Origin of the sequence: Clavibacter sp. MX14-G9D, from assembly GCF_032917815.1 — a bacterium.
GTDB lineage: Bacteria > Actinomycetota > Actinomycetes > Actinomycetales > Microbacteriaceae > Clavibacter > Clavibacter michiganensis_K.
This window is the reverse complement of the sequence record NZ_JAVCVL010000081.1, coordinates 1-10,529: the sequence shown is the minus strand read 5'-3', so window position 1 is coordinate 10,529 and position 10,529 is coordinate 1. Positions and strand designations below refer to the sequence as shown.

The 10,529-nt window shown below is 72.7% G+C and carries 12 protein-coding genes; 7 read left to right on the top strand and 5 right to left on the bottom strand.

Annotated features, from left to right (window positions below):
• Nucleotides 1–279 precede the first annotated feature (279 nt).
• The 5 genes from Q6969_RS08475 (at nt 280) to Q6969_RS08455 (ending at nt 6,077) form a co-directional block, all read left to right on the top strand.
• The gene (locus Q6969_RS08475; protein WP_317230036.1) at nt 280–1,791 is read left to right on the top strand and encodes a trypsin-like peptidase domain-containing protein; all 1,512 of its coding nucleotides are present in this window, start codon (nt 280–282) and stop codon (nt 1,789–1,791) included.
• Nucleotides 1,792–1,932: 141 nt separating this feature from the next.
• Nucleotides 1,933–3,006, top strand: coding sequence for a glycosyltransferase family 2 protein (locus Q6969_RS08470; protein WP_317230035.1), 1,074 nt, complete (start codon nt 1,933–1,935; stop codon nt 3,004–3,006).
• Nucleotides 3,003–3,824 carry a CDP-alcohol phosphatidyltransferase family protein gene (locus Q6969_RS08465; protein WP_317230034.1) on the top strand — a complete coding sequence of 274 codons (822 nt, stop codon included), beginning with the start codon at nt 3,003–3,005 and terminating at the stop codon, nt 3,822–3,824. The genes Q6969_RS08470 and Q6969_RS08465 overlap by 4 nt, the downstream gene beginning before the upstream one ends.
• Nucleotides 3,821–4,696 (top strand): glycosyltransferase, encoded by an 876-nt coding sequence (locus Q6969_RS08460; RefSeq protein ID WP_317230033.1) that lies wholly within the window; start codon nt 3,821–3,823, stop codon nt 4,694–4,696. Before Q6969_RS08465 ends, Q6969_RS08460 begins: the two co-directional genes overlap by 4 nt.
• A 97-nt stretch (nt 4,697–4,793) precedes the next feature.
• Nucleotides 4,794–6,077 (top strand): hypothetical protein, encoded by a 1,284-nt coding sequence (locus Q6969_RS08455; RefSeq protein WP_317230032.1) that lies wholly within the window; start codon nt 4,794–4,796, stop codon nt 6,075–6,077.
• A gap of 65 nt (nt 6,078–6,142) precedes the next feature.
• Here the strand turns inward: Q6969_RS08455 and Q6969_RS08450 are convergent, their stop codons facing one another.
• Nucleotides 6,143–6,892, bottom strand: coding sequence for a hypothetical protein (locus Q6969_RS08450; RefSeq protein ID WP_317230031.1), 750 nt, complete (start codon nt 6,890–6,892; stop codon nt 6,143–6,145).
• A gap of 153 nt (nt 6,893–7,045) precedes the next feature.
• On the opposite strand from Q6969_RS08450, the gene Q6969_RS08445 reads away from it, so the two are divergent.
• Nucleotides 7,046–7,369, top strand: coding sequence for a helix-turn-helix transcriptional regulator (locus Q6969_RS08445; RefSeq protein WP_317230030.1), 324 nt, complete (start codon nt 7,046–7,048; stop codon nt 7,367–7,369).
• Here the strand turns inward: Q6969_RS08445 and Q6969_RS08440 are convergent.
• The 4 genes from Q6969_RS08440 to Q6969_RS08425 form a co-directional block, all read right to left on the bottom strand.
• Nucleotides 7,359–7,670, bottom strand: a complete 312-nt coding sequence (locus tag Q6969_RS08440; RefSeq protein WP_317230029.1) for a hypothetical protein — start codon at nt 7,668–7,670, stop codon at nt 7,359–7,361. The genes Q6969_RS08445 and Q6969_RS08440 overlap by 11 nt on opposite strands.
• Before the next feature lie 76 nt (nt 7,671–7,746).
• Nucleotides 7,747–8,538, bottom strand: a complete 792-nt coding sequence (locus Q6969_RS08435) for an ABC transporter ATP-binding protein (protein WP_317230028.1) — start codon at nt 8,536–8,538, stop codon at nt 7,747–7,749.
• The gene (locus Q6969_RS08430) at nt 8,538–9,356 is read right to left on the bottom strand and encodes an ABC transporter permease (protein ID WP_396335528.1); all 819 of its coding nucleotides are present in this window, start codon (nt 9,354–9,356) and stop codon (nt 8,538–8,540) included. The genes Q6969_RS08435 and Q6969_RS08430 overlap by 1 nt, the downstream gene beginning before the upstream one ends.
• 18 nt (nt 9,357–9,374) lie before the next feature.
• Nucleotides 9,375–10,067 (bottom strand): NTP transferase domain-containing protein, encoded by a 693-nt coding sequence (locus tag Q6969_RS08425; RefSeq protein ID WP_317230026.1) that lies wholly within the window; start codon nt 10,065–10,067, stop codon nt 9,375–9,377.
• Between the two features lie 279 nt (nt 10,068–10,346).
• On the opposite strand from Q6969_RS08425, the gene Q6969_RS08420 reads away from it, so the two are divergent.
• The coding region (locus Q6969_RS08420) for a hypothetical protein (protein WP_317230025.1) at nt 10,347–10,529 on the top strand (183 nt) is incomplete at its 3' end.

The window sequence follows — 10,529 nt, the reverse complement described above, 5'->3', positions numbered from 1 at the left end:
GGTCCACGGTCCTGGTGCCCGGGCCGTGCGGGACCCACCACGCCGGACCCGGATGCTGAGACGCGGCGGGGTCCCCGGCGACCCGACCGCCGGGAACCGCCTCGCGACGGCTCGTGCGCGTCCTCGCGCGTACGCTCGACGCAGCAGGCGAGCAGCCGCGTCGACGCTCCCGCCGTCCGTCGGGACGCGGCGGCCCCCGGACGGCGCGCTGTCAGGGCAGCCATAGGGAACGCCCAGACTCGCCCTGGAAGCTGGCACGACCTGAGAGGAGCACCACCGATGACCGACAGAAGCCACGGCGCAGACGAGCACGAGGGCGACCGCGAGGTCCCCGGCCGCACCGACGCCACGGGCCCGGCATCGTCGCGCTCCTCGGAACCGACCGGCGACGGGTCGTCCTGGCCCGCGCCCGCCGGCCCGGCCGCGAGCGCCCACCCCGCACCCACCCCCGCCGACCAGCGCGACACCCTCGCCTACGGCACCGGTCCCGACGGGGAACGTCATGCCGCTACCGCCACGGTCCCCGTCGCGGGGACCGCGGCCGCCGGCGACGGACCCGCCGCCGACACGACCACGACGCCTCCGCGCAAGAAGGCGAACAAGGCCCTGCCGCTCGTCGCCATGCTCGCCGTCGGCGCCCTCATCGGGGGAGCCGCGGGCGGCCTGTCCGTCTGGGCCGTGGCGCACGAGGACGGCTCGACGGAGGCGGCCAGCCAGGCTCCCGCCAACATCACGGTCAACGACCCGGCTGACGCCACGCCGATCACCGCCGTCGCCGCGCAGGCGTCCGGCTCGGTCGTCACCATCAGTGTCGCCGGCGCCCAGGGCGGCGGCACCGGATCGGGCGTGGTGCTCTCCAGCGACGGCTACATCCTCACCAACACGCACGTGGTGACGCTCGACGGCCAGACCGGCGACCCGACCATCCAGGTCAAGACCGCGGACGGGGCCCTGTACACGGCGCAGCTCGTCGGCACGGATCCCGTCGTGGACCTCGCCGTCATCAAGATGGACGGGGCGAGCGGCCTCACGCCCATCGAGTTCGCCGACTCCTCGAAGCTCAACGTCGGCGACGACGCCATCGCCATCGGCGCGCCCCTCGGCCTGTCCGGGACGGTGACCGACGGCATCGTCAGCGCCCTCGACCGGAGCATCCAGGTCGCCTCGTCCGCGGCTCCCGAGACTCCGGGCGACGGCAGCCAGAGCGAGGAGACGCCGTTCAACTTCTGGCCCTTCGGCAACGAGGGCCAGGGCGGCACGGGCGGCCAGCCCCAGGCGGCGGCCACCATCAGCCTCCCGGTCATCCAGACCGACGCGGCCATCAACCCCGGGAACTCGGGCGGCGCGCTCCTCGACCGCGACGGCCGGCTCATGGGCATCAACGTCGCCATCGCCAACGCGGGCGGGACGAGCTCGACCGCGGGCAGCATCGGCGTCGGGTTCGCCATCCCGTCGAACCTCGCCCAGCGGGTCGGCAAGGAGATCATCGCCGGCGGCAGCGCGTCGCACGGGCTGCTCGGCGCGAGCGCCCGTGACGCGGCCGCCGCCGACAACACGACCCCGGTCGGCGGCGCGTTCATCGTCGAGGTCCAGAGCGGAGGGGCCGCGGCCGCCGCCGGGCTGCGGAGCGGCGACATCGTGACGGCCTTCGACGGCATCCCGATCAGCAAGGCCAGCGACCTCACGGCGCAGGTCCGGGCGCTGGCCGGCGGCAGCGATGCCCAGCTGACCCTGATCCGCGGCGGCCAGACGCAGCAGGTCGACATCACGCTCGGCACGCTGCAGCAGTAGCTCGTGACCCGGGGAGGGGCGGATCGGTGAGCACCGGTCCGCCCCTCGTCCGCGTCCAGGGCGGACGGGCGGGCTGGTAATGTGCTGCGAGGCTCGGCCCCCGACGGCCCCGGCCGCACCTCCTCCAAGAGATCGGCTCAGATGGCGCACCACCCGCGACGAGACCCCGTCGCCGGCAGCCCCGGCGACCTGCCCGCCGTCTCGTACGTCATGCCGATCCTCAACGAGGTGGACCACGTCCGGGCGGCCGTCGACAGCATGATGCGGCAGGACTACGCCGGCGAGTTCGAGGTCGTCCTGGCGCTCGGGCCGAGCACCGACGGCACGACCGAGGTGGTCCGGGAGATGGCGCGCGCGGACTCGCGCATCACGAGCGTCGACAACCCCACGGGCTCCACCCCCGGCGGCCTCAACGCGGCCATCCGCGCGACGCGCAACCCCGTGGTCATCCGCGTCGACGCGCACTCGCTGCTCCCGCGCGACTACACCCGCATCGCGGTGGAGACCCTGCAGGCGACCGGCGCCGACAACGTGGGCGGCCTCATGTCGGCCGAGGGCCGGACGCCGTTCGAGAAGGCGGTCGCCCGTGCGTACGGCGCCCGCGTCGGCCTCGGCGGCACCGCGCACCACGTCGGCGGCAAGGAGGGTCCCGCCGAGACGGCGTACCTCGGCGCGTTCCGGCGCGAGCGGCTGGTGGAGGTGGGGCTCTTCGACGAGGGCGTCCGCCGCGGTCAGGACTGGGAGCTCAACCGCAGGATCCGGCAGAGCGGCGGCCTCGTCTGGTTCACGCCGCGCATGAAGGTCACCTACCGGCCCCGCTCGACGTTCCGGTCGCTCATCCGCCAGTTCTTCGCGACCGGACTGTGGCGCGGGGAGCTCGCCCGCCGGTACACGCGGCAGAACTCCGTGCGCTACTTCGTGCCGCCCGTCGCGGTCGCCGGCGTCGCGGCCGGTCTCGTCCTCGGCGTCGCGGGCCTGGTGGGTCCGGCCATCGGGGTGCCGGGCCTGCGGCGCCTGGTCGCCGCCTTCGTGGTCCCGGGCGTCTACGCCGGCTTCGTGCTGGTGAGCACCGTCACCGTGGCCTCGCGGGACGGCGCGGCCACGATGCTGCGGTTCGCCGCGGTGCTCCCGTCCATCCACTTCAGCTGGGGGACCGGCTTCGTGCTCGGCTTCCTCGAGCTCACCGACGACCTCGACGGGCACACGGGCCGATGAGCGCCGCTCCCGGCACCGGCGACCGCGGCCTGCCCTCCTCCATCGCGGAGCTGCGGCGCGTGACCCAGCCCCCCGAGGTGCGCCTCCGCGCCAATGCCGAGCACTGGACGGCCCACCTCTACCTCCGCGACCTCTCGCCCTACGTCACCTGGCTCCTGCTGCGGACGCCCATCAGCGCCAACGGGGTCACCGTCGTCATGATCCTCACGGGCTGGGCCGCCGCCGCGGCGCTGCTCATCCCGGGCATCGCGGGTGCCGCCCTCGCGCTCGTCCTCGGGCAGCTGCAGATGCTGGTGGACTGCTGCGACGGGGAGGTGGCGCGGTGGCGGCGCACCTCGTCGCCGGTCGGCCACTTCCTCGATGCGGTGGGTCACTACTCGACGGAGACGCTCATCGCGCTGGGTCTGGGCATCCGCGCTGCCGCGTACCCCTTCGAGGCGCCCGGCGACCTCCCGTGGACGACGCTCGCGTTCGCCCTCGCCCTCGTCATCGTGCTGAACAAGGCGCTGAACGACATGGTGCGCGTCGCCCGCGCGTCCGCCGACCTGCCGAAGGCGCCCGTCGGGGCAGGGACGGTCGCGTCGCAGCACTCCCTCATCGCGGTCGCGCGCAGGGCCGTGCGGTTCCTGCCCTTCCACCGGATGTTCCACTCGGTCGAGCTGACCATCGTCGTGTTCGTCGTCGCGCTCGTGGGCCTCGTGGCGGGACAGCCGGCGACCGACCGGGTCCTGCTCGTCGCGCTCGTGCCGCTCGCCGTGCTCGCCCTCGTCGGGCACTTCGTCATGATCGTCACGTCGCGTCGGCTGACCTCCGCGTGAGGTCGCCGCTGCCGCGCGTCGGCGTCGTCATCCTGAGCCAGGGCCGTCGGCCCGAGGGGCTGGCCGCCTCCCTCGCCTCGGTGCTCCGGCAGCGGGACGTCCTCACGGACGTGGTCGTGGTCGGCAACGGCTGGGACCCGGTCGGCCTGCCCGACGGCGTCCGCGGCCTGCACCTGCCCGTGAACCTCGGCATCCCCGCCGGTCGCAACGCGGGCGTCCCCGAGGTGTCGGGGGAGACCCTGTTCTTCCTCGACGACGACGAGACGGTGCCCAGCGCGACCTTCCTCACGGACTGCCGGGCGCTCATGGCGCGCATGCCGGACGTCGCGCTCATCCAGCCGCGCATCGTCGACCCGACGGGCGCCGCCACGCCGCGGCGGTGGATCCCGCGCATCCGCAAGGGGGATCCCGCCCGCTCCAGCGCGGTCATGTCGGTCCTGGAGGGGGCGGTCGTCGTGCGCCGCGACGCGTTCGAGGCCGCAGGGGGATGGGCGGGCGCGTTCTTCTACGCCCATGAGGGGATCGAGCTGGCGTGGCGGGTCTGGGACCAGGGCATGCGCGCCTGGTACGCCGGCGACCTGGTGGCGCACCACCCCGCCGTCGCTCCCACGCGCCACGCGGAGTACCACCGGCTCAACGCCCGCAACCGGGTGTGGCTCGCGCGCCGGAACCTCCCGCTCCCGCTCGTGCCCGTGTACGTCGGGTCGTGGACCGCGGTGCAGCTCCTCCGCAGCATGCGTGGCCGCGACGGCCTCGGCACCTGGCTGCGCGGCTGGCGGGAGGGGTGGACCACGTCCCCCGGCCCGCGTCGTCCGATGTCGTGGGGCACCGTCCTCCGCATGACGCGAGCGGGCAGGCCGCCCGTCATCTGATCGTGATGCGCGACGCCCCGGTCACGATCGCACACCGTTCCGCGCCCCCGGCCGGGGCTCGTCCGGACCGGCCCCGAGCGCTGGCTACGGTGGATGCATGGGTCTCCTGAACGATGCGCGCCTCGCCGTGCGCGCTGTCCGCTCGCTGGTCCATCAGCGCCGTGCGCGGGGGGCCCTGCAGCGCAAGCTCGCCCTCCGCGCCCCGTCGCCGACCGGCGAGTACCGCATCGCGGTGTACTTCGCCGACTCGGCGGTGAACATGTACCAGATCCGCCAGTGGTACCGCCCGCTCCTCGAGCTGGCCCGGACGCACCCGGTCGTCATCCTCAGCCGGCACCCCAGCGGCGCGAACGCCCTGCTCGACGAGAGCCCGCTGCCGGTCGAGTACGTGCGCCGCGTCGCGGACCTCGAGCGCGTCATCGCGGAGCAGGACATCCGGATCGTCCTCTACGTCAACCAGAACACCCGCAACTTCCAGATGATGCGCTACGGCCGTCGCTGGCACGTCTTCGTCAACCACGGCGAGTCCGACAAGATGTACATGACCACGAACCAGTTCAAGGCCTACGACTACAGCCTCATCGCCGGGGACGCCGCCCGCGCCCGGCTCGGCAAGGTCCTCTGGGACTACGACCTCGACCGCCGGGCCATTCCCATCGGCCGTCCGCAGGCGGATCACTACTCGGGCGAGCTCCCGTACACCCCGGACGACCGCACCGTCGTGCTGTACGCGCCCACCTGGGAGGGCGATCGGCCCGCGGCTGCCTACGGATCCATCGCCTCCCACGGCGTGCCCCTGGTCCGCGACCTGATCGCGACGGGCCGCCACCGCGTCGTCTACCGCCCGCACCCGCGATCCGGCGTCGTCGACCCCGAGTACGCGCGCGCGAACCGCGAGATCGCGGCGATGCTGGAGCGCGCGAACGTCGAGGACCCGGCGGCGCAGCACGTCGTGGACCGGTCGCGCGAGCTCGCATGGCAGCTGTCCGCCGCGGACCTCGCGATCGTCGACATCTCGGCGATGGTCTACGACCGCCTGGCCGCCGGCCGGCCGCTCATGGTCACGCGGCCCGTGCGGCCCGAGGCGCAGATCGACACCGACGGCTACCTCTCCGACTGCGAGTGGCTGACGGCGGACGACGCCCGCGGCATCGTGGCCCGGCTGGACGCGCTGCAGCACGACGCGGCGGCCGACCGCCGGCTGGCGGCCTGGGTGCGGCACTACTTCGGCGACACGGCCCCGGGAGCGGCGACGGCCCGGTTCCACCAGGCCATCGAGCACCTCATGGGGGAGTGGGACCGTCACGCCGCCCTGCACCTCCGCGACGCGACGACGGATCCCGGCGACGAGCAGGTCGACGACGAGGACGAGGAAGCCTGACGCGACGCCGGGTCGCGTCGCCGACGCGGTCGACGGGTACGGGGTGACGGGTGCCGACGGGCGGATCAGCCCTTGGCGGCCTTCTTCTCGGCGACGCGGATGACGCGGGGCTTCCGCTCCGGCACCGCGAGCTCGTCGGGGAACACGGCCGGGGCCGGCCCGAACGCCTGGCGGGAGCTGGCGACGATCTTGCCGCCGAGCATCCGGTTGCCGGCACCGCCGATGACCGCGCCGATGCCGAACGGCACCGCCCGCCCGATGGCGCTCGCGCTCTGGTTGACGACGAAGCGCTTGATGAAGGCCCGCTTGATGCGGTCGGCGATCGGCCCGATGGCGAAGGAGGGGAGGCCCGAGGTGATGGCCCGACCCCAGTTGGCGTTGCGGTCCACGGGCTGGCCGGAGAACTGCCCCGTGAACTGCTGGATGACCTGGGCGCCCGGTGCCCCCAGCATCATCGTCATGACGAGCGCGCGGGCGCGGGCGGGATCCTCCACCGAGATGCCGTGGACCTCCGTGATGGACTGCGCGAAGAGGGCGCTCGCCTCGAGGAAGCCGGCCGTCTCGACGCCCGTGAGGGCCAGGGACACGCCCGTGCCGACGCCCGGGATGACCGCGCTGGCGCCGACCGCGGCACCGCCGGCGGTCACCGCGGCGAGGAACCGCTTCTCCAGGATGGCGATGATGCGGTCCGGCGACGCCTCCGGGTGCCGGGCGCGGATGGACCGGATGTGGGCGAGCACGACGGGCCGCTGCACGGACAGGAGACGATCGATGCCGGTGGCCACGGACGGGTCGAGCTCGGGAGCGTCGTTCATGCTCCGAGCCTACGCGCGGCCCCTGGGCGCTTCGTCCCCTCGTCGTCCGGCGGATCGTCCGGGGACACCGTGCCTGTCCGCTACGGAACGGGCACGGACGGTCGGGGCACGACCGCTCTGGTCATTCCTTCATGTGGCGGATAAGCATGTGCCATGGTCATCCCCGTATCCGACGCCGCCGCCGAGTTCGGTTCGCGCGTCCGTGAGCAGCGACAGCGCATCGGCATCAGCCAGGAGACGCTCGCCGAGCTCTCGGGCATCCACTGGACGGCGCTCGGCAAGATCGAGCGCGGCCAGCGCAACCCGAGCCTGCGCAACATCGTCAAGATCGCGAGCGGCCTCGACGTGGACGCCGGGATCCTCGTGACCGGGTTGACGGCGGACATGCTGCCGCAGGACGATGGCGACTCGCCCGCCGATGTCATCCGCCTGGAGCGGGAGCGCGACCGCCGCGGCGACGCGCCCGTCAGAAGCTGACCCGCCACAGGTACTCACCGCCGTCCGGGCGGAACCAGCGGACCACGAGGACCGTGTCGAGCGCCAGGTCGTCGCCGCGGATGGTCGTCGACAGGCGCTCGCCCGGCCGGACGGTGACGGGAGCCCGCGAGAGCATCGTGCCCGACCCGAGCAGGTGCAGCGAGATGGCGTGCAGCACCTCGTCGCCGACGTTGACGAGCGCGAACCGGGGTCGCTCGAGGGTGCGGTCGAAGAGCCAGGGCACGCGGTAGGCGGGCTCGGGATCCGGGCGGAGGGGCAGGGGCGGGACGGGTCGCAGCATGCGTGCACGGTAGGCGCGGCGTGCGACGGGCGGGGTCGTGCGCCTGTGCAGGAGCGCTGCTGGGGAGGAGCGGATCTCAGTGCGCGGACGACGCGGCCGGGGGCTTGGGGTCGAGGTCGGCGTTGTACGCGTCGACGACCTCGTCGATGGGGCCGTCGAGCACGAGCGCGCCCTTGTCGAGGTACAGGCCGCGCGTGCAGAAGCGGCGGAGGTCCCGCTCGTTGTGGGACACGAAGAACAGGGTGCGTCCCTCCGCCAGCATCTCCTCGATCCGGTGGTAGCACTTCTCGCGGAAGGAGCGGTCCCCGACGGCGAGGACCTCGTCCACGAGGAGCACGGGCTCGTCCAGGCGCGAGATGACCGCGAAGGCGATGCGCACCTTCATGCCGCTGGACAGGTGCTTGTAGGGCGTGTCCACGAAGTCCGGGATCTCGGCGAAGGCGATGATCTCGTCGAACTGGGCGTCGATCTCCGCCTTGGACATGCCGTGCAGCCCGGCCGTCAGGTAGATGTTGTCGCGCACGGTGAGGTCGTTCACGAACCCGCCCGTGATCTCGATGAGCGGCGCGACGCCGGCGTGCACGCCGATGCTGCCCTCGTCCGCGATGAGCACCTCCGCCACGAGCTTCAGCAGCGTGGACTTGCCCTGGCCGTTCCGCCCGACGACGCCGATTGCCTCGCCCGCGTGCACCTCGAACGAGACGTGGCGCAGCGCCCAGAACTCGCCGGGCCGCGCGCGCCTCGTGGAGCCGCCGAACAGGTCCTTGAAGCTCCGGCGCGACTTGCGGTTGCGACGGAAGCGGATCCCGGCGTCCTCGACGGCGATGACGGGGGACGCGGCCCGCGCGTCCGTCGTGGCGGCGTCCATCAGATCTCCTTCAGCACGGCGGGGAGGGAGCGGCGGAACACGAGGGTGCCGATCGCCAGGAGGACCGCGGAGATGAGCGCGCTCATGCCCACCGCGTACCAGTCGAGCTCGGCGGGGAAGAACGCGGAGCGGTAGATCCCGAAGATCCCCGTGAGCGGGTTCAGCACGGCCCAGGGGTGGAGCTCCGCGGGCAGGTCGCGGGACGAGTAGACGATGGGGGAGGCGTAGAAGAGGAACCGGAGCACGAGCTTCACGGCGCGCTCGAGGTCCCGGAAGAACACCACGAGCGGCGAGACGATGAGGCCGATGCCGAGCAGCAGCGCCGCCTGGATGAGCACCGCCAGCGGGAACAGCAGCACGTGCAGGTCCAGGCGCGCGCCGGCGACGACGGCGAAGACGGCGAGGACGGGGAGGCTCGCGACGAACTCGAACCCCTTCGCGAACACGAGGCGGAGGACCCAGATCGTGCGCGGGATCCGCGTCGAGCGGACGAGCTTCGCCTGCGAGCTGAACGCCTTCGTGAAGTCGCTCGTCGCGCCCGTGAACCACATCCACGGCAGCAGCGCCGCGAGGAGGAAGACGATGTACGGCTCCTCGCCGACCTCGCGGGAGAACACGACCGTGAAGACGAACCAGTAGATCCCCGACATCACCAGCGGGTCGAGGATCGACCAGAACCAGCCGAGCGCGCTCGTGGAGTACCGGACCTTCAGGTCGCGGGTGGTGAGCAGCCACAGCGAGCGGCGGTAGCGCGCCGCGGGGGTGCGGGACGCGCGACCGGGACGGGCGGCATCGGGCACGGCGGGGATCCTCTGCATCAGCATCCCCGAGGCGGTCTAGACGAAGAGGTTGGCCCTCTCGAGGTCCTCCGCGAAGTCGACCTCGACCGCGTACAGGTCGGAGATGTCTACCGGTTCGACGAGCAGGGAGTCCTGCTCGATCGCCAACTCTATTCCACGCTCGAAGTAGTCCTGGTCGGCGACGCGGGCGAGCTGGCGGATGAGGACCGGCTTGTCGGCGCGCGACACGTAGTTGATGCCGACCGCCTCGCCGAGGCCGCCCTTGACCGTCTTGGACAGCTCGCGGATGTAGCCCTCGGGGCTGGTCGTGTACTTGACCTCCTCGTCGGAGACGCGGGAGGTGTTGACCGTGACGAAGGACTGGTCGCGCGCGATCATCGCGGCGGCGCGGCGGAGGATCATCGGGTCGAAGACGACGTCGCCGTTCATCCAGAGCACGCCGCCGGGCGCGGACGCGCGGAGGGCGCGGAGCAGGCTCTTCGACGTGTTCGTCTGGTCGTACTGCTCGTTGTAGATGTAGTCGGCGTCCGGGAACGCGTCGATGATGTGGTCGAGCTTGTAGCCCACCACGATGCTGACCTTGGCGTCGTCGCCGAGGCCGAAGCGGATGTTGTCGAACTGCTGGCCCATGATGGTGCGGCCGTCGCTCAGCTCGGTGAGGGGCTTGGGGAGGCTGCGGCCGAGACGGCTGCCCATGCCTGCCGCCAGGATGACTACCTGCGTGGTCATGTGTTCTCCGTTCGATGCGGGGTGCCGAGTGCTACCGGGATCCCTCGGGGTCGAGGGTTCGCCGGGACTTCACCCGCGGGTTTCCTGATCGACACTCCGTCATGCCTCCTCCATCGTAGGCCGCGGGTGAGGAAATAGGTGGTAGAAGGGGGCGGGTCGTGTCCCTTTCGTGATGTCCGGATCCGGATGGCGCGGCGGGCAGGACGCCGCTGCGCGGGCCGCCCGGGCACACTCGGGGTCCGCATCGGCCCGGGAGGGGCGCCTTGGTAACGTGGGGCCGTGACCGACGAGCCCGACGAGACGACCCTGCCCGACGCCGCGTCCGACCCCCCGGCGGAGTCCGGGAGCAGGGCCGCGCAGGGAGCGCCGTCGGACACCCCCGGGTCGGACGACGCCGAGGGCGAGGCGGGCCGCGGCTCCGCTCGCGACGCGGTCGCACCGGCTGCCGTCCCGCGTGCGCCG